General features: G+C 56.3%; 25 protein-coding genes. 8 read left to right on the top strand and 17 right to left on the bottom strand.

Going from position 1 to position 26,122, the window contains the following annotated elements; genetic code table 11:
* Nucleotides 1-57 precede the first annotated feature (57 nt).
* From AC6ROY_RS11735 to AC6ROY_RS11720, 4 genes are all read right to left on the bottom strand, one after another.
* A complete protein-coding gene (locus AC6ROY_RS11735; RefSeq protein WP_500100609.1) occupies nt 58-582 on the bottom strand; it encodes a P-loop NTPase family protein in 525 nt (174 codons plus the stop codon).
* Nucleotides 583-621: 39 nt separating this feature from the next.
* Complete coding sequence (locus tag AC6ROY_RS11730; protein WP_500100608.1) at nt 622-1,437, bottom strand: nucleotidyltransferase domain-containing protein; 816 nt, start codon at nt 1,435-1,437, stop codon at nt 622-624.
* Nucleotides 1,438-1,611: 174 nt separating this feature from the next.
* Nucleotides 1,612-2,442 (bottom strand): prohibitin family protein, encoded by an 831-nt coding sequence (locus AC6ROY_RS11725; RefSeq protein WP_500100607.1) that lies wholly within the window; start codon nt 2,440-2,442, stop codon nt 1,612-1,614.
* Nucleotides 2,443-2,759: 317 nt separating this feature from the next.
* Nucleotides 2,760-2,936 (bottom strand): hypothetical protein, encoded by a 177-nt coding sequence (locus tag AC6ROY_RS11720; RefSeq protein WP_500100605.1) that lies wholly within the window; start codon nt 2,934-2,936, stop codon nt 2,760-2,762.
* 60 nt (nt 2,937-2,996) lie between these two features.
* On the opposite strand from AC6ROY_RS11720, the gene AC6ROY_RS11715 reads away from it, so the two are divergent.
* Nucleotides 2,997-3,779, top strand: a complete 783-nt coding sequence (locus tag AC6ROY_RS11715; RefSeq protein WP_500100604.1) for a TrmB family transcriptional regulator — start codon at nt 2,997-2,999, stop codon at nt 3,777-3,779.
* Between the two features lie 22 nt (nt 3,780-3,801).
* Here the strand turns inward: AC6ROY_RS11715 and AC6ROY_RS11710 are convergent, their stop codons facing one another.
* On the bottom strand, nt 3,802-4,803 hold the full coding sequence (locus AC6ROY_RS11710) for a Gfo/Idh/MocA family protein (RefSeq protein ID WP_500100603.1): 1,002 nt from the start codon (nt 4,801-4,803) through the stop codon (nt 3,802-3,804).
* Nucleotides 4,793-5,617 (bottom strand): sugar phosphate isomerase/epimerase family protein, encoded by an 825-nt coding sequence (locus tag AC6ROY_RS11705; protein WP_500100602.1) that lies wholly within the window; start codon nt 5,615-5,617, stop codon nt 4,793-4,795. Before AC6ROY_RS11705 ends, AC6ROY_RS11710 begins: the two co-directional genes overlap by 11 nt.
* Nucleotides 5,618-5,984: 367 nt before the next feature.
* Here AC6ROY_RS11705 and AC6ROY_RS11700 point away from each other — a divergent pair, with 367 nt between their 5' ends.
* From AC6ROY_RS11700 to AC6ROY_RS11680, 5 genes are all read left to right on the top strand, one after another.
* Nucleotides 5,985-7,601 (top strand): extracellular solute-binding protein, encoded by a 1,617-nt coding sequence (locus tag AC6ROY_RS11700; protein WP_500100601.1) that lies wholly within the window; start codon nt 5,985-5,987, stop codon nt 7,599-7,601.
* A 65-nt stretch (nt 7,602-7,666) separates the two neighbouring features.
* Nucleotides 7,667-8,629, top strand: coding sequence for an ABC transporter permease (locus tag AC6ROY_RS11695; protein ID WP_500100600.1), 963 nt, complete (start codon nt 7,667-7,669; stop codon nt 8,627-8,629).
* Between the two features lie 17 nt (nt 8,630-8,646).
* Nucleotides 8,647-9,525: a carbohydrate ABC transporter permease gene (locus AC6ROY_RS11690; protein ID WP_500100599.1), complete on the top strand. Its 879-nt coding sequence runs from the start codon at nt 8,647-8,649 to the stop codon at nt 9,523-9,525.
* Nucleotides 9,526-9,570: 45 nt separating this feature from the next.
* The gene (locus AC6ROY_RS11685) at nt 9,571-10,455 is read left to right on the top strand and encodes an AraC family transcriptional regulator (RefSeq protein WP_500100598.1); all 885 of its coding nucleotides are present in this window, start codon (nt 9,571-9,573) and stop codon (nt 10,453-10,455) included.
* A gap of 57 nt (nt 10,456-10,512) precedes the next feature.
* On the top strand, nt 10,513-11,847 hold the full coding sequence (locus AC6ROY_RS11680) for an LLM class flavin-dependent oxidoreductase (protein WP_500100596.1): 1,335 nt from the start codon (nt 10,513-10,515) through the stop codon (nt 11,845-11,847).
* Nucleotides 11,848-12,007: 160 nt separating this feature from the next.
* Here the strand turns inward: AC6ROY_RS11680 and rlmN are convergent, their stop codons facing one another.
* From rlmN to AC6ROY_RS11645, 7 genes are all read right to left on the bottom strand, one after another.
* On the bottom strand, nt 12,008-13,075 hold the full coding sequence (gene rlmN, locus AC6ROY_RS11675) for a dual-specificity RNA methyltransferase RlmN (protein ID WP_500100595.1): 1,068 nt from the start codon (nt 13,073-13,075) through the stop codon (nt 12,008-12,010).
* 48 nt (nt 13,076-13,123) lie between these two features.
* Nucleotides 13,124-13,771, bottom strand: a complete 648-nt coding sequence (locus AC6ROY_RS11670; protein ID WP_500100594.1) for a hypothetical protein — start codon at nt 13,769-13,771, stop codon at nt 13,124-13,126.
* Nucleotides 13,764-15,302, bottom strand: coding sequence for an AAA family ATPase (locus tag AC6ROY_RS11665; protein WP_500100592.1), 1,539 nt, complete (start codon nt 15,300-15,302; stop codon nt 13,764-13,766). The genes AC6ROY_RS11670 and AC6ROY_RS11665 overlap by 8 nt, the downstream gene beginning before the upstream one ends.
* 224 nt (nt 15,303-15,526) lie before the next feature.
* Nucleotides 15,527-17,128, bottom strand: a complete 1,602-nt coding sequence (locus AC6ROY_RS11660; RefSeq protein ID WP_500100591.1) for a sugar phosphate nucleotidyltransferase — start codon at nt 17,126-17,128, stop codon at nt 15,527-15,529.
* A gap of 36 nt (nt 17,129-17,164) precedes the next feature.
* Nucleotides 17,165-17,989, bottom strand: coding sequence for a DUF6492 family protein (locus AC6ROY_RS11655; RefSeq protein ID WP_500100590.1), 825 nt, complete (start codon nt 17,987-17,989; stop codon nt 17,165-17,167).
* Between the two features lie 96 nt (nt 17,990-18,085).
* A complete protein-coding gene (locus tag AC6ROY_RS11650; RefSeq protein WP_500100589.1) occupies nt 18,086-18,769 on the bottom strand; it encodes a DUF1129 family protein in 684 nt (227 codons plus the stop codon).
* The gene (locus AC6ROY_RS11645) at nt 18,756-19,106 is read right to left on the bottom strand and encodes a PadR family transcriptional regulator (RefSeq protein WP_500100588.1); all 351 of its coding nucleotides are present in this window, start codon (nt 19,104-19,106) and stop codon (nt 18,756-18,758) included. The genes AC6ROY_RS11650 and AC6ROY_RS11645 overlap by 14 nt, the downstream gene beginning before the upstream one ends.
* A gap of 240 nt (nt 19,107-19,346) precedes the next feature.
* Here AC6ROY_RS11645 and AC6ROY_RS11640 point away from each other — a divergent pair, with 240 nt between their 5' ends.
* Together AC6ROY_RS11640 and AC6ROY_RS11635 are read left to right on the top strand one after the other, a co-directional pair.
* Complete coding sequence (locus tag AC6ROY_RS11640; RefSeq protein WP_500100587.1) at nt 19,347-20,174, top strand: hypothetical protein; 828 nt, start codon at nt 19,347-19,349, stop codon at nt 20,172-20,174.
* 5 nt (nt 20,175-20,179) lie between these two features.
* Nucleotides 20,180-21,067 carry a TIGR01777 family oxidoreductase gene (locus AC6ROY_RS11635; protein WP_500100586.1) on the top strand — a complete coding sequence of 296 codons (888 nt, stop codon included), beginning with the start codon at nt 20,180-20,182 and terminating at the stop codon, nt 21,065-21,067.
* 109 nt (nt 21,068-21,176) lie between these two features.
* Here AC6ROY_RS11635 and greA read toward each other — a convergent pair whose 3' ends face one another.
* The 4 genes from greA to AC6ROY_RS11615 form a co-directional block, all read right to left on the bottom strand.
* The gene (gene greA / locus AC6ROY_RS11630; protein ID WP_500100585.1) at nt 21,177-21,653 is read right to left on the bottom strand and encodes a transcription elongation factor GreA; all 477 of its coding nucleotides are present in this window, start codon (nt 21,651-21,653) and stop codon (nt 21,177-21,179) included.
* Between the two features lie 208 nt (nt 21,654-21,861).
* On the bottom strand, nt 21,862-22,215 hold the full coding sequence (locus AC6ROY_RS11625; RefSeq protein WP_500100584.1) for a nucleotide excision repair endonuclease: 354 nt from the start codon (nt 22,213-22,215) through the stop codon (nt 21,862-21,864).
* Between the two features lie 98 nt (nt 22,216-22,313).
* Nucleotides 22,314-23,687 carry a glycoside-pentoside-hexuronide (GPH):cation symporter gene (locus AC6ROY_RS11620; protein WP_500100583.1) on the bottom strand — a complete coding sequence of 458 codons (1,374 nt, stop codon included), beginning with the start codon at nt 23,685-23,687 and terminating at the stop codon, nt 22,314-22,316.
* Nucleotides 23,688-23,715: 28 nt separating this feature from the next.
* The gene (locus AC6ROY_RS11615; RefSeq protein WP_500100582.1) at nt 23,716-25,992 is read right to left on the bottom strand and encodes a beta-glucosidase family protein; all 2,277 of its coding nucleotides are present in this window, start codon (nt 25,990-25,992) and stop codon (nt 23,716-23,718) included.
* Nucleotides 25,993-26,122: the final 130 nt, after the last annotated feature.

Below are 26,122 nucleotides of genomic sequence, written 5' to 3'. Positions count from 1 at the left end.
GAGCAATGATTCGCCAGCTACAACTATGAATTGCCTTAAACCAGACATATCATGTTATCATTCAAAACAAGACATGATATGTCGCTCGTAGTCATCTTTTATGACGACATATGTCAGATTATGCTGGCGAAAGATGTCCAACACAGTCGCTTTGCCACGCTTCTCAAATCCATGATTCCAAACAAACATCTTTCGTACCATCTCAAATGTCGGGATATAGTTAGCTTGCTCTCGCCCGGTTTTTTGCCGGAAATACCGTGTCACAATCCGAATCATCCTTGTCAGATACGGCGGATCGAGCAACACAATTAGCTCCGCGCGCCGCAGACTCGGAATAACCCACGGATGATGGTGCGCGCCTTCAACAATCCATTCATCCGTGCAGATGATCTGTTCCAAGTGCAAGTCCCGGTCATGCCCGGATCTGCGCATATCACCGGACGGATGCCGCTCCCACACCACATTGTCCAGCTCAAAGTGCGGGATGCCGTACCGTCCGGATAAGCGGCGAGCCAGTGTTGTTTTGCCGCTCCCTACCGAACCTATGATATGGATGCGACGCGGAATCCTGCTGCTCCTCAACCTTATCTCCTCCAACCCACACCTCTGACTATCAGCACTCTAGCGATCCGCAAGCGGCGGCTCCCCCTCCAGCCAGTTCCATTCGTTATTCTCAACAAAGCGGCTTACCGACGCATGGACCGTCATCCCCCAATCCGAGAAGCCGCGCAGCCGCTCGACAAACGCCCGAATCGTCTCTCGATCAGGATCCGCCAGCATCGCATCGTGCAGCTCGAAGTAATTCTCGGGCAATTGGGGAGCCGTCTTTAATACCGCCAACATGGATTTATGACAAGGAAACAAGATTCGGTTATGCGCCAGCATCAGCCGCCCGGCAAACAACGCTACGCTGCTGACGGAATGAGCGAGCAGATACGTATTATTCGCCTCTAGCGCCCGGCGGGCGAAGTACCCGGCATACAGCTCGATTTGCGCCCAAAAATCCTGCAAATTCCGTTCACGGTTTTGTTCCGGATATACGGGAATACGCTGTACAAGCTCCTCCAGTCCGGGCAGCTCGGAATAAGCCACAATCGCCTGACGGAAGGACGCGCGAGTCGCCTCGCTCCCCCGCTCCGCAGCCGCGGCCACAAAATGAGCGGGAATGATCTTCCCATCGTAGCAGCCGCCCTCGTAATCACAGCCCTCCTTCGTGTAATAAAACAACGCGTCTTGCTGCTTCCGCTCCTCAAACACCTCATCCCGCACAACCAAATAACAATCGACATCGGAATCGTCTCGCGCCGTTCCATGCGCCACCGACCCCGTGATGATAATCGCCAAGTAATCCGGATTTTTCTTCAAATCGTTGACCAAGTACAAGATAGCCCGCTGATGGTGCTCACGAATCCCGCGCTGCTGCAGCTGCTCCTTCATAGAAACCCGCCCCCTGATCATTTATTTTTTTCCATCATAGCTCAGTACAGCCAGGAGTCAATAGGTGGAATGCGCTTACTTTAGGCTCTTTCACATAAAAACTAAAAACGCGAGTGACAGGGGCTGCCGCACCTCTGCACTCGCGTTTGTTTTGTGACGACTCTACGAGTCAGCTTACTCTACATTAATAAATGGCGTAGCGCCACCGGTCACATTCGGCATCTTGCCGTCCCATTTCTCAATTGCCTTGAGCTGGGCCTCAATCTGGCGAAGCTGGATCAGCTCAGGCGTGACCTCCTGCTTCTGCAGCCGCAGCGCTTCCGCTTGGGCCTGGGCGCGGGTAATTTCCTGCTCCTTCTCGATCTTGATCCGATCAAGGTCAAGCTTGGATTTGAGCGCCTGCTGCTCGGCGATTTGCTTTTGCTCAATGGCCCGGTCGAATTCCTCGGAAAATTTAAATTCGGTAATATTGATCTCATCCAGGACCATATTGTACATCCCCAGCTTCGCTGTCAACGATTCCTTAACCTTTGCGCTAACCTCGGAGCGCTTGGAAATCAGATCCTCGGCTGTGTACTGAGCCGTTACAGCCTTGAGCGACTCGGCGATGGCCGGATCGACGATCCGCCCCCGATATTCCATCCCTACCGTACGGTACAGGTTGTTAACCGCCGTTCCCTCCAGATGGTAGTTGACCGCCAGCGTCGTCGTCACCGTCTGCAAATCGCGGCTGGCCGATACTTGACTGGACTCTGCCTTCTGGACACGAATCTCAACCGGAATGACTTTCTGAACAAACGGAATTTTAAAATGCAAGCCTTCCTCCAGCACCTGCGGCTGGACAGCTCCGAGCTGCAGCACAATGCCGCGGTGACCTGCTTCTACAATCGTAAATGAACGGAATCCCAGAAACACCAGTACCAGAACAACAGCAATACCCGTCACCAGCCGAGTAACTTGCTTGGAGCCCGGATTCGGATTACGAACAGCGCTTTCTGTATTCATCGTACTCCCCTCCCTCATCTTCCGTCAGTATTACGTAAAAGCAGCGATTACGTTTCACTTCATTGTCACCGTCCATGATGTCCGAACGCAAATAAACGGATAGAGCTTGCCAACCGCTGCGCTTGTGTGCCACAATCCAATTAGATCGGCAAGTTGTCCTTCCCGCTTACTGCCTCGCCGCTTCACTAAACTATCCTATTCGTTCAGGGTGCCCGCCATGTCCAAGCCAAAACAATCGTTCAAAAAAAGGTTCATTCGATTCGTCGATGTATTAGAATTTGTATTCGAATTAATCCCGTCCCTATTCAGGATGCTCTTTAAGCTGCTGAAGCTGCTGTTGAGATGGATCGACTAATCACCAGCTCCTCCGGGCAAACGGGCGACGCCGTTCCGTCAGCTGCCCAGACAAAAAATTCCTTGAGCCAAGCGGACAGCAAGCTGCCGTTCCCCCAGACTGCGCGGATAAACAGTCTTCTGTTTGCTTTCGCACGCATACGTACGCACCTGTACGTAGTATTTAGTAATACCATTATAATGACAGGAGGTGTTGGAGGATGATTGAGGAGCTTCGCCGGATCGGCCTGTCCGATCTGGAGGCCCGCTGTTACCTGGTGCTCCATGACGAACCGGGCTTATCCGGCTATGAGGTAGCCAAGCGGGTATCTGTATCACGTACCAATGTATACGCGGTGCTGCGCGCCCTGACGGACAAGGGCATGTGCCGCGTCGTGGAAAGCGAGCCTGTCACGTACGATGCGGTGCCGATCAGACAGCTGGTCCGCTTGCTGCAAACGAACTTCGACCAGACAGCACGGGCGCTGCTCAGCCAATTGCAAGCACCGCCGCGCGCAGCCGCCTCGTTTTATTCGTGGCAGGGCCATAAGGCAGTGGAGACCGCCATTCAGCGTATGGCCGCCAATGCCGAGCGATCCATGGTCGCCCAGCTTTGGGCGGAAGATATTCATTGGGTTGAAGCGTCACTACTTGAAGCGGAAAGGCGAGGCATCGCCGTAACCGTCATCTCCATCGGCGAATGTCACAGCCGCCTCCGGCACGTGGTTGCCCGGCAGCGAAGCGGCTCATGGGCCGGCGCTCCGTCCCGCAAATTTTCACTGCTCTGCGACAGCCGCTCCGCTTTGCTGGGCAGCTTCGGCGCTACCCACAAGCTGTCGATGCTGGAAACCGACCATCCGGCACTGGCCGAGCTGCTGCAGAATGAATGGCGCCATGACGTTGTCCTGCAGCAGCTGGAACAAGATTTCGGACCGGCGCTGGCCGAGCGGTATGGCGAAAATTTTGCGCGTATTTTGCAGCCTTATCAGGCGTATTTCGAATAAGAAGCAAGCTCCATCCGTATCCCTAGTCCAACGCCGTATACTCCGGCCGCCGCAGCCGGATCGCTTCGGCCAGTTCAACGGTCTGTAGCGACGCGGCGAACGATTCCGGCGGCTTGCGGCCCGCGCGAAGCCGGTCGAAGAAGGCGACGTTTTCCGCATAAAAACCGTTGGTCACAAACGCGGCTCCGTCTCCACCCAGCACGTCTCCCGACAGCTCCGGCTGGTGATGATTGCCCGCCAGATGCTGCACACTGCCCGGTGAATCATGCGAAGACCAGAAGGGCAGCTTCACAAGCAGCGTATGAGCCGCCGCATCCAATACAGCACGCTCCAGCACCGCTCCGGCCAGCGGAAAGTAACGAATATGCGCGCATACACCAGAGTCAAACTCACATTCCATGTAAATGTTTGTTTCACAAGCGCCCTGATGCTCCACCGGCTGATACCTGAAGCGGACATGCCGGTACGGGGAGCCTGCCCAGAAGCGGACAGTGTCAATGCCGTGTACCATCGTCATGGAGGCGTCCGAGCCGACCCGGTCCACGCGATGCAGATCATAGCTGATATGCTGCAAGCGGCCGGACGGCGCATGCTCGTCCAGCCAGCGCTTCGCCTCGGCAACAACCGGCATATGCCGCCGGTTCCAGGCCACCTGATGCGGAGCGCCGCTGCGCTCGGCTGCCGCGATCAACCGCAGCGTCTCCGCACGGGTGAGGCCGGGCGGCTTCTCCGTGAGCAGCGGGTAGCCCAGCTCCAAGATCCGCTCCGCGAGCCGTGCCGTCTGGTCAAACGGGACGATGAGACAAACCGCATCCGGCCGCTCGGCCGTCAGCGCCGTCTCCAGGTCCGCGTATGCCCGCCGAAAGCCAAACTCCTGGCGGAACGACTCCGCCCGACCGGCATCGAGGTCAACGCAGGCGGCCAGCTCGACGTCGGCGTGGCGCAGCGCATAAGCCTGCCAGGCGGGGCCATGCCCCCGCCTGGCGATGCTCCCGCAGCCAATGGTCACAATGTTAAACGCCATGAACTTCCACTTCCTGCTGAGCCAGATTAACGAACTGCTTCCAGGCGGCCAGCTCGCGGGGCAGATGTATTTCGTACGGCTCCCAATTGTACCACTCGCCGCTCACATAGCCGTCATAGCCGGACCTGACGAGCACACGGGCAATGCGCAGCTGGTCGAATTCTCCCTGGCCGATCGGCATATAGTGCAGCCGGTCGAGACGGCGCAGCCCGTCGTGAATATGCACATGCTTGATCCAGCGCCCCAGACTATCGCCAACCTCCTCCGGCTCCGCCAGTCCTTCCCGCTCCGTATGAATCACATCCCAGGCAACGGCCACGTGCGGGCTGTTCACCTCCTGTATTACCGCCGCCAGCAGCTTCGGGTCGGACCAGTGATCATGCGTCTCGACGACAAGTCTGACGCCGTACTCTCCAGCGAACTGTCCGAGCGAGTAAAGCGCGTCAATAATCGCATAACGCGAAGCCTCACGGGAGCCTCCAGCCGGAATACGGCCGCAGAAAACCCGAACGTTCGGAATATTCAGCTTCGACGCCAGCTCCAGATAAGACATCGTTTCTCCGACCTGGTACCCGACCTCCACCGGCTTGGAAAATGTATTCGAAATGCTGAGGCAGCAAACGTCGATACCTGAATCGGCAATCAGGCTCCGCATCTCAGTTTGCTGCCGCTGTCCGATGGACAGCTCCACCCCGTGCAGATGATCGACGCCGCTGCGCAGCTCCAATCCTTCGTAACCGTACAAGCTGGCTGTATGAATCAGCTCCTGCAAAGTCAGCTTGGGGCAAGACGCCGAATTAAACGCATATTTCATAAGTAACCCTTCTCCCCCTTATGATTTCCAGAACCTACCACCTTTGAGTTTTAGTATAGCTAGAGTCGCCATAACAATGTTGTGCTTTTATATAACAATATTGTGATTCCTAAAAGTTCCAGCTTTACACCTTCATTCTAACCCATTATGATTATGGAAAATGTCGAATTGAGGAAGCACAAGTAAATTTCGGGATTTACTGCCCGCCATAAGCGGTTTTTTCCACTAGAAATGGGCCTTTTTTCCTTTTTTCCGATTTGATCGCATGCATACAGCCTCATGGAGCGGACAGATTTCGGACCATGAAAACGTTATATATGAAACTTATTATATCAAAATTTAACGAGAGAGGAATTTTAGTAAACTTATGAAAATTATTGTACAAAAGCCAATCATCGCCACTCTGTTGCTTGGCTTGCTGGCTGCCTGCTCCCAAGCCAATGTGAGCGAGCCGGCCTCTGCCGACACGAAAAGCACCAGCACGGAGCCTACAGCCTATCCCATTCAGACACAGGAATCGCTAACGTATTGGATCGAGATGAACGCTTCCTTCCTCGGACTCAAATCCACGCTGCAGGACGTTCCGTTTTTCCAGGAATGGCAGAAACGAACCGGTGTCAAGCTGAATATAACCGAAATTCCGAACGGACAGGCGAAGGACGCCTTTAACCTGATGCTGGCCTCCGGCGATTTGCCCGATATCGTGGAATACAACTGGCTGACCGGAGCGCCGGGCGGGCCGGAGAAGATGATCAGCGACGGTTATATTCTCAAGCTGAATGAGCTGATCGAGAAGCACGCGCCTAATTTGAAAAAATATTTGCAGGACAATCCCGATATCGACAAAATGGTCAAAACGGACAGTGGCATCTACTACGTGTTTCCATTTATCCGCAAGGATGATCTGGTGAAGACGTATGAAGGACCGATCATCCGCAAGGATTGGCTGGACGAGCTCGGCTTGCCGACACCGACGACAATCGACGAATGGCATACCGTTCTGACCGTCTTCAAGGAGAAAAAGGGGGCTGCCGCTCCGCTGGCGTTCAAAAGCAAGCCGCGCGCGCTGGAAAGTTTGCTGAACGGCTCCTTCGTCGGCGCTTACGGCGTCGTGCGCAATTTCTACGTGGACAACGGCCAGGTGAAATACGGCCCTGCGCAGCCGGGCTATAAGCAATTTCTGACGACGATGCGCCAGTGGTACGCCGAAGGGCTGATTGATAAAAACTTTGCGGCAGCCGACACGAAGGCGCTTGACGCCGCCGTTACATCCAGCGCGGCCGGGGCAACGATCGGCGGCGCAGGCGGCGGCATCGGCAAGTGGTCCCCGATCTTGACCGCAGCCGTACCGACAGCGAAGCTCGTGCCGGCCCCTTATCCGGTGCTCAAGAAAGGCGATACGCCGGCCTTCGGACAGAAGGAATTTTCCTACGCCGGCACAGCGTCGGCCGCCATCTCGGCCAAGGCGAAAAATCCGGAGCTGGCCGTCAAGTTCCTCGACTACGCGTACAGCGAGGAAGGGCACTACTTCTTTAACTTCGGCACGCCGGGCCTCAGCTACAACCTGGAGAACGGCTATCCGAAGTACACCGACCTGCTGCTGAAAAATCCGGACAAGCTGTCGCCTTCGCAAGCGATGGGGCTGTACATCCGCGGGGCAGGCGTCGGTCCGTTTGTGCAGGACAAACGGTTTATTGAGCAATTTTATGCGATGCCGCAGCAGCAGGACGCGCTGACCGTCTGGAAGAGCAACAACGAGAAAAACGCGCTGCCGCCGGTATCCATCGCACGGGCTGACGCGGATGAATACGCTCAGATTATGTCGGAGGTCAACACACTGGTGGATGAAACCTCGCTGAAAATTATTTTGGGCACGCTGCCTGTAGAAGAGTTCGACAGCTACCTGGACAAGCTCAAGTCCGTCCAGCTCGACAGGGCGACGCAGATTACGCAGACGGCGTATGAGCTCTACTTGAAACGTTAAACGAAGGGACGGGGCGGCCATCGCCGCGCCGTCCCTGATTCTGCCGATCAGAAAGGATGTCCCGTATGAAACGGAGTGCCGTGGTCCGGTCTGCTTCAGCGCCGAAGAAACGCCGCCCTCTCGCCGTGCGGCTTCTCAAGGATCTCGCGCTGAATAAAACGCTTTACCTGCTGATGATTCCCGTCATCGCTTATTACGTCGTCTTTCATTATGCGCCCATGTACGGAGCCGTCATCGCCTTCAAGCAGTTTTCGCCGGTCAAAGGCATCTGGGGCAGCGACTGGGTCGGACTCAAGCATTTCGAGGCGTTTTTTTCCAGCTATTATTTTTGGCGGCTGCTCGGCAATACGTTGATGATCAGCCTGAACACGCTGCTGTTTGAGTTTCCCGCGCCGATCATGCTGGCTCTGCTGATGAATGAAGTGCGGAGCCGCTACCTGCGCAGCTTCGTGCAGACGGTGACGTACATGCCCTATTTTATTTCGCTGGTCGTCATCTGCGGCATCATCAAGGATTTTACGAATAGCGGCGGGCTGATCAATACCGCTTATACGGCGCTGACCGGGACGGACGGCCAGTCCATGCTGCAAAAGCCCGAGCTGTTCCGCCCGATCTATGTCGTCTCGGAAATATGGCAGAAAACCGGCTGGGAGTCCATCATTTACATGGCTGCCCTGATGGGTATTGATTCGGAGCAATACGAGGCGGCGCGGATCGACGGAGCTTCCCGCTGGCGGCAAATGTGGCATATCAGCTTGCCGGGCCTGCTGCCGACGATCATGATCATGCTCATTTTGCGGATCGGGAATATGCTGAATGTCGGTTATGAGAAAATTGTCCTGCTGTACAATCCGGTGATCTATGAAACAGCCGATGTCATCGCTACCTCCGTCTACCGCAAAGGGCTGCTGGAAGCCAACTGGGGGTTCAGCTCGGCCGTCGGCCTGTTTAATTCGGCGTTTAATCTGCTGCTGCTCATCGCCGCCAATTACATGAGCCGCAAGTGGAGTAAAAACAGCTTGTGGTGAAGAGGAGTTTGATGCCTGTGACGCGGTCCATCAGTTGGTCCGACAAGCTGTTCAGCGGCCTGATCGCCCTTCTGCTGAGCGCGCTGGTCGTCAGCACGCTGTATCCGCTGCTGTACGTAGCGTTTGCGTCGGTAAGCGAAGGCGGACGGCTGATGGCCCATCAGGGCTTGCTGTGGAAGCCGCTTGGCTTTAACCTGAGCGGCTACAAGCACGTGCTTGGCAACAAGTCGATTTATACCGGATATCTGAACACGCTGCTGGTCGTCCTCAGCGGCGTTGTACTAAGCGTCGCGATGACGACTGTCGCCGCCTTTGTTTTGTCGCGCAAGCGGGTGATGTGGAATCCGTTTTTTCTGTTTTTCATCGTGTTTACGATGTTTTTCAACGGGGGGCTGATTCCGCTTTATTTGATCGTGAAGGGCATCGGGCTGACCAACTCGCTCAGCTCGGTTATTTTACCCTTTGCCATGAACACGTTCCATCTGATCATCATGCGCACGGCTTTCCAGGCGATCCCCGAGACGCTGGAGGAATCGGCCAAGATGGACGGGGCGAACCAGCTGACGATCCTGCTGCGCATTGTGATTCCGTTGTCCATGCCGGTTATTGCCGTCGTGATTTTGTATGCGGCCGTTGACCGCTGGAACGCCTGGTTTTACGCCTCCATCTTCCTGAAGGACCGCAGCCTGTACCCGCTGCAGCTTATTTTACGCGAGCTGCTGATCAGCGATGCGACCGACACGATCTCCAGCGGGGCGGTCAATGAGCTGTACCAGATCGGCGAAACGATCAAGTACGCGTCCATTATGGTCGCAACGCTGCCAATTTTGTTTATTTATCCGTTTTTACAAAAGCATTTTGTCAAGGGTGTTCTCATCGGAGCGCTCAAGGGATAACAGCAACGCCCCAGCTTGCTACATGTAGAGGTGATTCACCGTCCCATGCTAGAGCCCAAAGCAAAGTTTGAAGAAAAAAGCTACATCTTCCATTACCGCCGCGAAACGCGCGAAGGCGGCTTTGAGCAAATTCATGCCCACCAGGGCATCGAATTTTTATACGTCCATGAGGGCAACGGCCACCTGATGTTTGATCAGAAGCTTCATCCGGTTTCCCCCGGCACTCTGCTGCTGTGCCAGCCTTATCAGCTGCACAAGTTCAAGCTGAACGTGACGCCGGACTGCCCGTATATTCGCAGCATCTTCGTCTTTGACCCGTCCTTGTTCGAGCGGTATATGGCGATGTTCCCGGCGCTGCATATGTTTTTCAACAAGCTGTGGAAGGCTGAGCTGCACCAGCAGGTGCTTCAGCTCGACCTGCTGCAGCAGACGCTGATCGCCGAGCTGCTGCAGGACTTCCACTATAACCTGCACACCTGCACCGAGCTGCAGCAAACGGAGGAGGTCGTGCTGTTCCTGTTCACCCTGCTGCGCCAGTTCCGCAAGCTGACCGAGGGCGATCCGGAGACTTCATCAAGCGAAGGTCCGCGCTCCAACAGCCGCCATGTCGAGCAGATGATGGCCTGGATCAATGAACACTATTCCCAGGAGTTTTCACTGGAGCGTCTGGCCGAGTCGCTGCACCTGTCGCCTTATTATGCGTCGCATCTGTTCAGCCGCGAAACGGGCTGTACGCTCAGCCAATACGTGATGGCGCACCGTATCCGCGAAGCCCGGCTGCTGCTGTCCACGACGAATCTGAGCATCACCCAGATCGGACAGCAGGTCGGCTTTAAAAGCAGCGCCTATTTCGTCAAGTCGTTCAAAAGCAAAATGAGTATCACGCCCCAAGCGTATCGCAAGCAAGTTAACAAGTTGTACGAGGACTAATCGTGAGCAAGGCGCGTGCTGCGTGGAAAGCAGAAAATCGCAACGTGGAGGATCGCTATGCATAAAAACAAGGACTCCCGCCGCCAGATGAAGCTGGGCGCTGTTCTCATGGAAACGGGGCATCATCTTGCAGCCTGGCGTCATCCCCGGTCGGCGGCCAACCGGCTGGTGGATGTCCGTTTCTATCAGGAGCTGGCCCAGACGGCCGAACGCGGCAAAATGGATCTGATCTTTCTCGCCGATACGCTCGGCATGCCGGATTCGGCTGCGTTTTATGACCATCAAATTTCAATTCGGCTGGAACCGCTTACGCTGCTGGCCGCGCTGTCGTCCGTCACCCGGCAGATCGGCCTGGCGGCTACAGCGACCACGACGTATAACGAGCCGTTTCACATCGCCCGGATGTTCAGCTCGCTCGATCACCTCAGCGGCGGACGGGCCGCATGGAATGTGGTCACCTCGGCGCTGGCAGACGAGTCGCGCAACTTCGGCCGGGACGCCCATATGGCCCATGCCGCGCGCTATGAGCGAGCCAAGGAATTCGTTGAGGTCGTCACCGGCCTGTGGGACTCCTGGGAGGACGATGCCTTCCTGATCGACCGGGAGCTGGGCCGGTTTGCCGACAGCGGCAAGCTGCATAAGCTCAATCACCGGGGCGAGCACTTCGCCGTTCGCGGCCCGTTAAATATTGCCCGCTCCCCGCAAGGTTATCCGGTGATGATCCAGGCGGGCTCGTCGGCAGAAGGTCAGGCGCTGGCCGCGCAAACGGCGGAGGTCGTGTTCACGGCGCAGCCCACTTTGGAACGCGCTCGGCAATTTTATGCCGGTCTCAAGAGCCAGCTCGCTGCTTATGGACGGGAAGAACATGAGCTGCTGATCATGCCAGGCATATTTCCCATCATCGGTCGGACGCAGCAAGAGGCTCAGCGCAAGCTGGATGAGCTGCAGGAGCTGATTCACCCTGTCGTAGGGCTCGGCGCGCTGTCGCGCAAGCTGGGTCATGACATCTCCGGCTATCCGCTGGATGAGCCGCTGCCGGAGCTGCCGGACAGCAATGGCGACAAAAGCCGCAACCAGCTGCTGCTCGCCATGGCGCGCGAGGAAGGGCTGACGCTGCGCGAGCTGTATATGCGGGTAGCGGGCGGACGGGGCCACCAGACCGTGGCCGGCACGCCCGAGCAAATCGCCGATCATCTGGAGGCGTGGTTTGTGCAGCGCGGAGCCGATGGCTTTAATGTCATGGCGCCGTATTTGCCGGACGGGCTGGAGGACTTCGTCCATCTGGTCATCCCTGAGCTGCAGCGCCGGGGCTTGTTCCGGCTGGACTATGAAGGGACAACGCTGCGCGAGCATCTGGGGCTGGCGCGGCCGGCCAACCGGCATGCGCGGTAGCCGGAATGCTGCGATTCAGGCGGCGGGCAGTGACGTGGCGCCTGACGGAAGCCAGATGAGCACAACCGGCTAAAACAAACGAACACCTCCAGTCCCGCGCATCGGCTTGCCGGGTCTGGAGGTGTTCGTTTCATGCAACCGATAAGTCGGCGTTTTCAAGCTATGCACCCTGTGAACGCTCAATCTGCTTGCTGCGAAGCTGGCCGCAGGCGGCGTCAATATCGGTGCCGTGCTCCAGCCGCACGCTGCAGCTGATGCCTTGCTTTTTCATCACGTCATAGAAGGCCAGCACCGCTTCCTTGTCGCTCCGCTGGTACTGGCTATGCTCGTCCACCGGATTGTACGGAATCAGGTTCACATTGACGGACGACCGGCGGTCGGCAATCAGCTCGGCCAGCTCCAGCGCATGCTCCCTGCGGTCGTTGACATCGCGGAGCAAGATGTACTCCAGCGTGACCCGGCGCTTCCGCTTCGACAAATAGTAATCAATCGCCTCCATCAGCTGCTCAATCGGAATGGCGCGGTTGATCTTCATAATGCGCGTCCGCAGCTCATTGTTCGGCGCATGCAGCGAAATCGCCAGATTGACCTGCAGATCGGAATCGGTAAACTCGCGGATTTTGCCGGCCAGTCCGCTGGTGGACACGGTAATATGCCTCGCTCCGATCGCCAGTCCCTTGTGATCCTTGACGGTCCGGATAAAGTTGGACATATGGATATAATTGTCGAAGGGCTCGCCGATGCCCATCACGACAATATGGCTGACCCGATCGCCCGGATGCAGCCGATCCAGATGATGCTGCACCTCCATCAGCTGCCCGACAATTTCGCCGCTGGTCAGATCGCGGCTTTTGGCGAGCAGGCCGCTTGCGCAGAAGCTGCAGCCGATATTGCAGCCGACCTGCGTCGTCACACAGACGGACAAGCCAAACTTATGCCGCATCAGCACCGTTTCGATCAGATTGCCATCCTGCAGCCTGAACAAAAACTTGACGGTGCCGTCCGCGGATTCCTGCCTGACATGTTCGGTGAGTATACGAATCTCATACTCCGCAGCCAACGCCTCCAGACATGCCGGGTGCACGTCCGTCATCGCGGCGAAATCCGCCGCCCGCTTGCGGTACAGCCAGTCCCACACCTGCAGCGCGCGGGATTTTTTATGCCCTCGCTCCTGCAGCCATCCGATCAGTTGCTCCAGTGTTAACCCGTATATGGATTGCTTATTCATCGCTAGCCTCTTTTCAACACCCTAATTAAGTAAAAATGGAGTGATACATTAAAACGCCCCTCTGGCTATTGTAACCTCACCAACCCCAATATCCTCCGCATTGAGATTAAGCTGTACCTTACGATGGACAAAAATGCCGTCAAAAATTTTGATTTCCTCTTGTTCCCACTCAAGAATTTCTTCGTCCCTACGACCACCTACAAACCCTTTTTTGGCAACAAGACTTGACTCGTCTATCTTTTGTCTAGCTTTAAGGGAGGCAACAGAAGTCTCCATACTCGAATGAACAAATCCAGTGACATACTCCTGCTTCACCACCTGCGTGACACCCAGAGTCGATAAAAACGCCAGAGCTCGAAGTGTAGCTCCTCTAAATTGAGATTTGATATCCGACGTCCATTTTTCTGAGTCCACTGTACGTTTCAACTCAATCACATACAAGTTGCATTGCTTATGATTGCTTGAATCAATTTCAATGAGAATGCCGTCCGCACAACGTTTGTTAACTGCATACTGCAGCCAGGCCGCATGTTCCTGAAGTAACCTTATCCATATTCTCTCTTGGGTAGAATGGAAGGTTACTGTCAGTCTCGCCTTTCCATCCTTGGAGGTTTCTTCAACATCATGGGACAAGCCCTCTAGCAAGCTGTAATAGCTTTGATCGACTCTTTTTAAAGAGTTTTCAAAATCAGGCATCCACTTCACCAAAATCCTGGATTTTACTGGTTTCAATCAACAATTTTTCAAGAGTCGTATTAAACGTCGGAATGACAAAGCCGTACGTGCCGAGCTTGATCTCCTCGACCACCGTTTTGCCGTCCACCGACTTAAACTCGTAGCAAGAGGAGTACGCTACATCTTGCAAAGTATCGGATTTATCGTAGCCCAGCTCCTCAAACAGCTGTTCTTGATTCGGATGCTGCGATAAAGTAAGCAAATTATTGACCTGCTGGGCAAAGCTGTCACTATGTGTCGTAAGCCAAATCGACTTGCCTTTGTTTATCAGTCTAAAAAATATGCGAACCAGCTCCAGCTGCTTCCTGACATGAAGATGCGACTCCGATTCCTCTATGATAAGCAACTGCGGATCATACTGCGATGCCAAAAATATGGCTAGTGGCGCAAGCTCTGCTACCAGCGAGGAGGTGACATGTAAAGGCAATCCCTCAGCCACGCGATCGGCCACAAAACGATAATTTTGGGCTTGGTCCATAGTTACGCGGCCATTTAAAATATTTGTATTTAAAAATTGGATTTCTTCCTTATAAACCTCTTGCTGCTCGTCATCCCAATAGGACTCCGATAACTTTTCCAGAAAATCCTGAACGGGTGCAGTCAGCTGAAGTGTCAAGCGAGGCTTCTCCTCGTAGAGATTTAACCCCTCGTCGAAATTTAATAACTCCTCTTCGATCACGGATTCTTCATGTAACAATTGTCGCCTTAATTCTTTTCGATCATTCCCGAGAATGGTCTTGTAAGTATGCATAAACCCTGTGCGGGAAGCAGGAAAATAGATCGGAGCACTAAGCCCTGACCGTCTCTGTTCAAACGAATGGCCTCTATAGGAAAACGAGTAATCGCTGCAAATGAGCACTTCCACAATTTTACTCAACAAAATGGTTGGAAGTTTATTTTGCTCTCTTTCCGAATCCAGCCCGAAGGAAGTAAGCAGCTCTTCCTCTCCATTTTCTTTAATTAGTAACAAGGCATACATATCTATAAAAATCGGAGCTTGCACCGTTTTCTTTTCTTCTGATTCATGCTCAGTCCGAATAACTCGAGAGTACAGCACTTGCCGTTTTGTCACTTGAATTCTAAAGTTAAAATACGTGTCTCTTGCAACTTCCAAACCGGCAATAGGAATAGAATGATTAAAGATCGCCTTTACCAGCGACTCCTTAGATGCCATCAAAGCCAGATTCAGCAGTTGAAAGAGTCTGGATTGCATGTTTTCATCAATCCTGAGCGACCTACGTTGATGCTCCCCTTCAACCGGACTGCTCTTCAATGCCAGACCTATTTGCACAAGCAATTGCTGGAACTCGTCCTCTTGGCGCACTCTGCTCATGATCGAATCCATGTTTTTGCAAATGCCCCATAGCAGCTCGAGCATATAACTTTTCCCGCTGTTATTCTCTCCGACAAACATCATAAAAGGGGTTACTCTGATATCTGCCTCGCTGATCTTGCCGAAATCCCGCACTTTAAGCGTCCACGTATTCATCATGCATTCAACCCCCTGCAACTCCAATTCGCGAATATGGCTTCTACGTACAGTTTATCCATAAGCAACGTAATAAGTCCCGTTCACTATGTTTGTCAAGCCTAATTATACAGGAACTCCTTAGTAAACACCAAGTCTCGTTCAATATTTGGTTTTATTTACGCTAGGCTACCCTCAATCAGGCGGCCGCCCATTTCAGGGGCTGGAGATGGACGGCCGCCTAACTCTCACTCTGTCGGCTCGCCCCGGCCCTGGCCGTCTGCCCGCAAAGCTTCCGCCCACGTCTCGGCGAGCTGCTCCACCTCCGCCTCGGCGGGCGGGCCGCCCAGCTGCACCTCGATGATGGTCAGCTCCGTCACCGCCTTCACCGCATGCCGCACGCCGGGCGCAATGTGCAGCACATCCCCGGCCTGCAGCGGGCATAGCCGCCCGTCCAGCAGCAGCTCGCCCGTACCGGACGCCACGGTCCACACTTTTTTTCGCTGCCGATGCCGCTCGTAGCTGGTATGCTTGCCCGCCAGCAGCTCCAGCCGGCAGGTCCATACCTCCAGCCCTGCCGGGGTTGACCACTGGTCCAGCACACGACTGGAGCCCCAGCGCGTCTCTTCCAACCGCGGCCGGGCCAGCTCCGGCTGCGCAGCGAGCGCTTCCTTGATCCGGCTGGCGCTGTGCTTGCCTGCGACCAGAATGCCGTCCGGGCTCGCGGCAACGATCAGGTTCGGCGCGTCAATGACATGAATCGGCGCGGCCAGCTCATTTACGATATGGGTATTCGCCGAGTCCTCGGAGACGCAGCCAGCGCCTACAACGCGGTCCTCCACATAACCGGTCAGCGCGGCCCAGCTGCCCAAGTCCTGCCAGCCGCCTTCATAGGGAATCACCACGACCTTGCCGCTGCGCTCCACAACTTCCTCGTCGAAGCTGCGCACAGGCAAGCTTTCATAGACGCGCAGCAGCTCCGTCTGGTCCAGCGGCAGCGCTTTGCTCGCAAGCTCCCGCAGCATAAACCGCAGCCTGAAGGCAAACACGCCGCAGTTCCACAATGCGCCCGACTGAATAAGCTCGGCAGCCCGCTGCGGGGTCGGCTTTTCGGCGAACCGGGCGACGCGCAGCCAACGCTGCCCATCGCCCGCTCCGGCAGCGGGCACGATGTAGCCGAACTGATCGGATGGCTGCTGCGGGGCTGTGCCGAGCAGTGCGAGGTCGGCGCCCGACTCCGCCAATGCATCGGGAAACGTATGCAGCAGCCGGAAAAATGCCGAATCGGCGAAGGCGTCCACCGGCAGCACGCATACCGTTTCATCCAGAGAGAGGACGGATGCCGCCTCCCCTTCCATCGCAGATTTCTGATCCGGGCCAGCCGCCGCACCACCCTGGCCTGACGCCGCATCCCGGCTAACCGTCGCCTCTCCATCGCTACCCGGCGTCCCGTCAGCACCCGGAGCTTCCGCCTCAACCAATGTCGCCGCCAAGCTTGCGCCCGCTTCGGCAGCTCCATCTACCTGCCCGGACCGCGCGCGTACGTCAGCCAAGGCCGACACAGCCGCCAGCGCAATCGCTGTGAACGTACCGCGCTTGCAAGGCTCGCTGAGCACGGGAATCCGCTCGCCGACATGACGCTGAATAATGCCCGTCTGGCTGCGGTGCGCGACGATCACCGTACGCTCCAGCAGTTCCGCCGCGTCGAGCTGGCGGCATACCCGCTGAATCATCGACTCCCGGCTCCCGTCAGCGGCCTGCAGCAGCTTCAGGAATGCCTTTGATCTGATCTCATTGGACAGCGGCCATAATCGTTTCCCCGAACCGCCGGACAACAGCACAATACGCATCGCTTCCCCCTCCTCTCACGAATGGCAAGCCAGCCTTCAGCCGCGCGAAGCCTTCGGTTTTCTGGTGTAAGCATTTCGCTCATGGAAGGAGATTGAACGGTACGAGGCAGCGAGCCGCCGAATGCGCGACGCGGACAGCCGGGTTACGCTTGTATGCAGGCTGCGGTTCAAGGTTGGCTTCAGCAGCAGTCGGCCCGGATTGGCCGCGTGGAGGAAATTACCGTACGTTTCAAACTCTGAGAAAGCGAACTGCCGCGACTTGTTCATGCTGCGCAAAATGGCGCGGTACCAGCTTATGCCGTGCCTCGCTTTGATGGTGCGCTTCAGCCGACTGACCTTCGAGCGCTTAAACAGCATGTAATGCGCGACGAAGGACCGCGACGAGGAGCGCGGGGTCCCCATCAGCTTGCGGTACGTGTTGAAATATTCCGGCTGGCTCCAGCTGCGGGTATAAAATACCGTCTTCTTCCCGGACAAAAACACATGCGGCCGGATCAGCACCGTGTCGGCGTCGATAACCAGGTAATAATCGGCCGTACACAATTTATCTCCGCACAGCTTGAGCAGCTGCTGGAACAACCAGCCGGAGCGGTCCCAGGTGCGGGAGCTGTACTTCATATCTTGCTTGGTCAGCGGAAAAACGCGAGTCTCGTCGACAAAACGGCAGCCCTTACGACGGCACAGCGCCTTGATGCGCGGCTTACGGGGGGACACGATCAAAATTTGCCCGATCGGGTGCTTCACATATTTTCGGACGGCATCAATCACGTAAGGAAGGGTCTTGAGATCCTTCTCGATCGCAGGAATAAGCACATCAATCTTCGTCCTGCTGCCTGGCTGAACAGGGTAGGGCATCGCCATCTCTTCATCTCCATTTGGCAAAGTCGTTTGCCTTAGGATATGACGGAGCCGGACGGCTGGCATGGGCCAACGCACCCGTCCATTCGTCCAACCTGCCTAAGCGGCCTTTGCACGCCGTCCGAAGCCCTTGCGGAAGAAGATCAGCCTGATGCCCGCCAGTCCAAGCAAGAAGAGCAGCAAGCTGAGGCCGGGGTGCAGCGTCACAATCGGCAGCCAGTTCTGCGCGTACAAGCCGGTCAACGTACTGGTGCCAATAAATCCGGTTAGCCCGGCAAACAGCAGCACATTAAATAACATCCCCGCCCGCTGGAAAGCCCTTGTCCGCAGCAGCCGGAACATCAGCGCAATAAGCGCCATCGACATCAGCACATCAACCAGCAGCGTGGACAGCGGAAGCCGGCTGGCTTCCTCAAACGACTTCCGGGACAGCAGCCACAGCAGCCCGTTTAAGGCCGGCAAAAGGAGCGCCCAGGTCAGCGAGCACCAGACGATCAACGCAAGCGTCGACAAGCGCTCGGGCAAGCCCGGCTTCGGCAGCTGCTCCAGCAGCTCCCGGCAATACGCCTCCGGCTGCTTGCCGAATACATCGAGGGCGGAACGCCCCTGCGCCTGCGCCTCCACCATATGCTGGAGCACCTCCAGCAGCAGCTCTTCTCCCTTCTGCTCGCTGATCGGGCTGGAGCGAATATAGACAAGCATTCCCTCGTAGTACGCTTTATTGTCTGGCCGCAATTGCTTCCGCAGCCGGTTATTTTCCCGAACCAAATCATGTGGGTTCACGGCGGTTTCCTCCTTGAGTTAAAATCGCATCGACACTGCCCTTCAGCTCGTTCCAATGCATGCCGAATTGCTGCAGCACCTGACGGCCTTCGTCGGTCAGCCGGTAATATTTGCGCGGGGGTCCGCCGGAGCGTTCCTCCGCTTTCAGATAGCCTGTAATCCAGTGCTCCTTCTGCATCCGCAGCAGCAGAGGGTAGATGCTCCCTTCGCTGACAAAAGAAAAGCCGCTTTCCGCCAGCACAACCGACAGCTCGTAGCCGTACACTTCCCGTTGCGATATAATATGCAAAATGCAGCCCTCCAGGATGCCCTTGAGCATCTGGCTATACGTTGACATGCGCAACTGACACTCCTTTCCTTCAAATTACTAACTTGCATAACAAGATACTTTTCCAAAAAAATTTCGCCAACTACCTTGTTAAGTCATATAGTAACAGACTGCTTTCCAGCTGTCAATGATTAGGGGCTCGCCCCGCCTGGTTGTACGCCAGGAAAAACAAGGGTTATAATCATGGTATAGGGTGGGGCATAATTCCCCATCTGGAAATAATCAGGGGTTGGTCAAGGGGGGACGGTATTGAACTGGCGCGAGCATCATCTCAAAAATGCCCTGCGCTGTCAGCTCGCCGGAGGGGCGCTGGCGCTGGGAGGCGTCGGATTCTGCGTGTACCGCTGGCTGGCGGACGCATTCGCCAATTCCGGCTTGCTGGCGCTTGGGCTGCTTCAGCTCTGGCTGCCCGCTATGCTGCTGCTAGGCGTCGGCTCCTCGCAGAAACGGAAAGCTTTTCTGCAGCCCGTAGCCTCCAGTCCGCCGCCAGCCGCTGGCGGTGATGGACTGCTGCCGGCGGACAGAGAGCTCATGGTGAAGAAAAGCTCGGGCCTGCTGCCGGTGTACCGGTATTTTTCCTTAGACGGGGACGCACTGCTGGAATTTAAGGAAACGGGCGGTCCGCTGGCCGTGCTCACGGGCACCTTGCTCGAATCGCTGCACCCGTTTTTGCGCAGAACGTATACGCTGGCGGACCGTCATGGCGAAGTGCGGCTGCTGTTTCACCAGCGGGCCGGACTGAATGCGCCTATCGAGGTGCGGCTGCCCGGCGGCGAACGGATCGCTGTCTACCAGCAGGCGATGGTTCAGGCGCGGATCGACATCAAGGACGACAGCGGCGAAGTCATCGCTCAGGTGGCCAAGGATGACCCGCTGGCGACCTCCTTTACCCTGACCGATGCGGCAGGCTCAGCGCTGATGCGCTTTTATAACGCCGGATTGCCCTCGCGCAACGCGGACTTTTTTTCGAGCGGCGATGATCTGATCAAGCTGACGGACAGCCTGCCTACCCGGGAGCTTCTCTGCCAACAGCTGATTGCAGTGCCCTTTTTCATCAAAATGATGTTCAAGAGGTGAATTTCATGAAGAAGAAAATCGTGCTGGCCGGCGGAAGCGGCTTTATTGGCCGCTATCTGCGGAACAAGTTCACGGAGCTCGGCTACGAGGTCCTTCTGATCTCCAGGCAGCCCGGAGCGATCGCGTGGACCGACACGGCTGGCATCGTCGCGGCGCTGGAGCAGGCCGAGCTGCTGGTTAACCTGGCCGGTAAATCGGTCAACTGTCGGTATAACGAAGCGAATAAGACAGCGATTCTGCAATCGCGGACAGAGACGACCGAGCTGCTCGGCCAAGCTGTGCTGGCCTGCGACAGCCCGCCTCCGCTCTGGGTCAACTCCAGCACCGCTACCATCTACCGCCATGCGGAGGATCGGCCGATGACGGAGGAGCACGGCGAACTCGGCTCAGGCTTTTCCGTCGAGGTCGCCAAGGCGTGGGAGCAGTCCTTCTTCGCCTTCCAGCCGCCGCACACCCGGCAAGTCGCGCTGCGGATCGCGATCGTGCTGGGACCGGGCGGCGGCGTGATGACGCCTTATCAGAATCTGGTCCGCTTCGGACTCGGCGGTGTGCAAGGCTCAGGCCGCCAGCGGTTCAGCTGGATTCATATTGAGGATGTTTTCCGGATCATCCGGTTCCTCCAGCAGCGGAATGACTTGAGCGGCGTCTTTAACGCTTCGTCGCCAACGCCCGTCACGAACCGCGAGCTGATGCAGCAGCTGCGGACAGGGATGAACCGGAAGCTCGGCTTGCCGGCCGCCAAGTGGATGCTGGAAATCGGCGCCCTCGCCCTGGGGACCGAAACCGAGCTGATCGTAAAAAGCCGCTGGGTCATTCCGGAGCGGCTGGAGCGCGAAGGCTTCCGCTTCACCTTCCGCACGCTGGAGCATACGCTGCAGGACCTGCTGACCTGACCCTGTCCGGCCGCAGAAACGCCGGCGCAGCGCGACAAAAAACCATCCGCAGCCCGGCAGCGCCGGTTCGCGGATGGTTTGGTTTGTCCTGTCGATGCGCAGCCATCGCCTACGCCTTGATCTCCAGCAGCTCATACTTGAGCACGCCCATCGGCGCGTTGACACTGATCGTGTCGCCGACCTTTTTGCCGAGCAGCTCCTTGCCCAGCGGGCTCTCATACGAAATTTTATTTTCCGCCACATTCGCCTCGGCAGAACCGACGAGCCGATATTCAATCTGCTCGGCAAATTCAATATCATTCAGCACAACGACTGAGCCGACGCCGACCTCATCGCGGGATAAAGCGCCCGCATCGGCAACCTTGGCGTTTTTCAGCATGCGCTCCAGTACCTGAATCCGCGTCTCCATGAAAGCCTGATCGTCCTTCGCGGAATGGTATTCGCTGTTTTCCTTGAGATCGCCGTAGCTGATCGCCACCTTCAGCCGCTCCGCCAGCTCCTTGCGCTTGACGGTTTTCAGCTCACGCAGCTCCTCTTCCAGCTTCTCCAGCCCTTCCTGGGTCAAAATAATTTCTTCACTGCTCATATGCCCACTCCCATTCCCTTGTTCATCCTCTTAGTGTACCCCAAACGGCCGGTAATTGGTACCAGACCGCTAAACTTCACAGCGACTGCCGACCGGCGTTATGCAAATGAAGGCAAAAAAAATCCTCCTGCCCCGCAACTCGCGCCGGAACAGAAGGATTGTGCTTGACGATCTGAGGAGCCGGGCATACATGCCCGCTTGCCTCACCCTAGTTAAACACTTTGTCTACGTTGTATTTCGCTTTCAGCGTATTGATGATGTACGTCTCATAAATTTCCCGGTGCAGCGGCTCCTCGACCAAGCAAACCTCGATTTTCGTCACCTCGTTGCGGTGATCCTTCATAGGGGATACCGTATCCTCGAAATGCTTTTTGATGCGCGGCCTCAGCTTTCTCGCCTTCCCGACAAACAGCAGCTCGTCCTGAGCATTATAGAACATAAAGATGCCGCCCTTGTCACGGGGAATCAAAATAAAATCAGTAAATCCGTAAATGTGGCTCAGCTGCGGGTCGGCTTGCTTGGCAATCGTCACATCCGGAGTAGGGATCGTAATGTCGATCACAATCGGTCACTTCCTCGTTATAGACTCGGTCTCATCCTATCATAAAAAACGGGATAACACCATTGTCCGCAGCCAACTAACGCGAAACTCCCTGCCCCTTATTGATTTTTGACTGCCTTCAAGTCGCTGACAATTTGCGGATACAGCTTATCCAGCTTGTGGAACCATAAGATGACAATTTGCACGACGGACAAAATCAACGGCAAGTAGATGAACATAAAGTGAATCGCCGCGCTCGCCTCCGCGCTGATCGTAGCCTGCCCGCCGACATAGCCGCCGATCGCCAGTCCCCAGCCGATAATCGCCGCGCCGATTCCGCTGCCCGCCTTCGTGCCGAAGCTGCCCGCGCTATAGACGAGCCCTTCCGTGCGGACACTGGTCTTCCATTCGCCGTACTCCACCGTATCGGCCAGCATGGCGAAGATCGTCCCGATAATCGGTGTAATGCCGATCGCCTTGATCACCAGCCCCGTAAGTACGACAGGAAGCTGCTCAGGGCTGGCGGCAATAATCAGCGAACCGACAATCATCAGAATACTGCCGACAACCGCCACATTCCGCTTGCCGTAACGCTTGATGAACGGCGCGATGAGGAACAAGCCGACCAGAATCGGAAGCAGCCCCATAATGCCGAGCAGCCCTACCAGACTTTCATCCTTCAAAATATACTGGGCATAATACATATTCAGCCCGCCGCCGACGCCGTTATTGATAAACACAACGATCGCAAACAGCACCATGATGCCCCAATATTTGTTGCGGAACAAGGCTGTCAGCCCTTGCTTGAGCGGAATTTCCTTCTGGGAAACAGTGGGCTTCACCCGCTCCTTGGTCGTGCTGAACGTGATGAGGAACAGCACAATCGCAATGACGCTGAACATAACAAACGTGGTCACCCAGCCCTGCTTGCCGCCGCCCAGCGCCTGCACCATCGGTTGGGTAAAGTAGGAGACCGCCAATGCCCCCACCAGCGCGCCGACCATCCGGAAAATGTTCAGCACCGAGCGCTGGTATCCGTCCTGGGTAATCAGCGAGTTCAGCACGCCGTACGGCACATTAATGGCCGAATAAGCCAGATTCATCAGCATATAGGTTACATAAGCGTACGCAAGCGCTCCGCCCGGACCGATATTCGGCACGGTAAACAGCAAGACGCCGGATAACGCAAACGGAATGACCATCCACAGCAGCCACGGCCGGGCTTTACCAAAGCGGCTCTTCGTTTTGTCCACCATCGCCCCGACCCCGATATCGAAGAAGGCGTCCAGCACCCGGGCGATCAGCATCAGCGTGCCGACCGCACCTGCCGCCAGCCCCACAATATCCGTGTAGAAATACGTCAGGAACGTCGCAGCCCCTGTAAAAATCAAATTACTCGCCGCATCGCCAACGCTGTAGCCGAGCCGTTCCCTCAGGCTGACCTTGTGATAAGCATCATCCGCGGCAAAGCCGGTTACCCCTCTATCGTTCATTGCACTCTTGTCTCCCTCAGGCTTGATTTCATAGACGATTCAAGTCGAGCAGCAGCTGCTCCAGCATGTCATCCGTCAGAGCATCACCGCCAAACGCCTGCAGCCCTCGGAGCGGCATAAATTGCAGCATCATCGCCATCATCTCGCCGTGCTCGTCATCGTCGGTTCCGCTGAATATACCGCCTCCTTGCTGGTATGCAGCCATAATCGGCTTAAACAGCGCGGCGCTGTCCGGCTGAGCCAGCACATCGCCAATCGTCGTATTGCGTGTGAAATGACGCTTCAACGCCACCGTCGATTCCACCTGCAGCGTGGCCTGCAGCACGATATCCTGCGAGGAATGGCCGATCAGGATGGCAAATTCGCCGCTTTCCACATGCCAGTCCTTGAGCGAAACGTTATAGTACGCAAATGACCGCTTGTCGAGTGTAAACGAAACGGTTTTCGTTTCGCCCGGCTGCAGCGCCACCTTCTCGAAGCCCTTGAGCTCCTTTTCCGGACGAATGACGGTGCTGACGGCGTCGCGAACGTACAGCTGCACCGTTTCTTTACCGGCGCGGCTGCCCGTATTCGTCACATCGACCGTAACGACAACGGTATCCGTATCGCGAATCGCCTCGCTGCCAAGCTTCAGATTGCTGTAAGCAAATGTCGTGTAGCTCAGTCCGTAGCCGAACGGGAATTGAACCGCCAGCTCCTTCTTGTCATAGTAACGATAACCGACAAAGATGCCTTCCTTATATTCTACCCGGTCGCCTTCGCCAGGGAAGTTCAGATAAGACGGATTGTCGCTCAGCTTCAGCGGGAACGTCTCCGCCAGCTTGCCGGACGGGTTCACCTCGCCGAACAGCAGGTCGGCTACTGCGCCGCCTACCGCTTGCCCGCCCAGATAGCCTTCGAGCACAGCGGCTGTACGGTCAAGCCACGGCATCACAATCGGCGCGCCATTCAGCAGCACGACGACCACATGGCTTTGCACGTCTGCAATCGCTTCGATCAGCGCATTTTGATTGGCCGGCATACGGAGATGCGAACGGTCATAGCCCTCCGACTCGTAACGGTCCGGCAGCCCGGCGAAAATGATCGCTACGTCAGCGTCCGCCGCCGCACGCTTCGCTTCCTCGACCAGCGCCTCGTCCGAATCATCCGAGTTCAGCTGATAGCCCTGCGCGTAAACGACCGATGCCCCGCTGCCTGCCAGCGCCGTAATCTCCTCGACCGGATTGTCCAGACGGGTCGGCACGATATGCGAGCTGCCGCCTCCCTGGAAGCGCGGCTTTTGGGCGAAGGCGCCGAGCACAGCCAGCTTGCGGTCCTTGCCAAGCGGCAGCAAGCCCTGGTCGTTTTTGAGCAGCACCATACTTTCACTAGCGACGCGGCGCGCCAGCTGGTGATGTGCCTGCTGGTCGTAGGAGGCATTTTCCACCTTCAGCTCCACCGACTTGAAGATAATGCGCAGCAGACGAGCAACGGCGCGATCAAGCGCCTCCTCGGTCAACTGGCCGCTGCGGACAGCCTTGAGCACCTTCGCTTCGCCAGCGCCATTGCTTGCCGGCATCTCCAGCTCCAGCCCGGCGCCCAGCGCAAGATCACGCTCGTTGACTGCGCCCCAGTCGGAGACGACAAAGCCCTCATGGCCCCACTCGTCCTTCAAAATATCGGTCAGCAGCTTTATATTTTCGGATGCGTACACGCCGTTCACCTGGTTGTACGAGCACATCACCGTCCATGGCTGCGCCTTCTTGACCGCACCCTCGAAGCTCGCCAAATAAATTTCGCGCAGCGTACGCTCATCCACAACCGCATCCGTCGACATCCGGCGATGCTCCTGATTGTTCACCGCGAAGTGCTTCAACGACGTACCGACGCCCTGGCTCTGCACGCCGTTAATATGGCTGGCCGCCATTTCCGAGGACAGAAACGGATCTTCGGAGAAATACTCGAAGTTCCGCCCGCACAGCGGCGAACGCTTGATGTTGACGCCCGGTCCGAGCAGCACCGCTACATCCTCCGCCTGGCACTCCTCGCCAAGCGCCACGCCGACGCTGCCGATCAGCTCCTTGTCCCACGAGCAGGCCATGCCTGCAGCGGACGGGAAGCAGGTCGCCGGTACGCTGTCGAACAAGCCCAGGTGGTCGGCGCCCGTTCTCTGCTTGCGCAGACCGTGTGGTCCGTCTGTCACCATAATGGACGGGATGCCCAGACGTTCCACGCCCTTCAAGTGCCAGAAGTCAAGCCCCGAGCACAGCCCTGCCTTCTCTTCCAATGTCATCTGCTGAATCAGACTCTCTATGTTTCTCATCATTCTTATTACCTCCCGGATCTAATATCGAATGAAGTCATGTAACCGTTAACCTAACTGGCGGTAAGCCAGTGTAAAGGTTTTCCTGTCCATTATAGGACTCCCGGCTGGAACAATCCTTCCCTATATGATT

The organism is Paenibacillus sp. sg306046 (assembly GCF_059821225.1).
The sequence above is the reverse complement of the archived record's forward strand: the minus strand, read 5'-3'. Positions and strand labels throughout refer to the sequence as shown.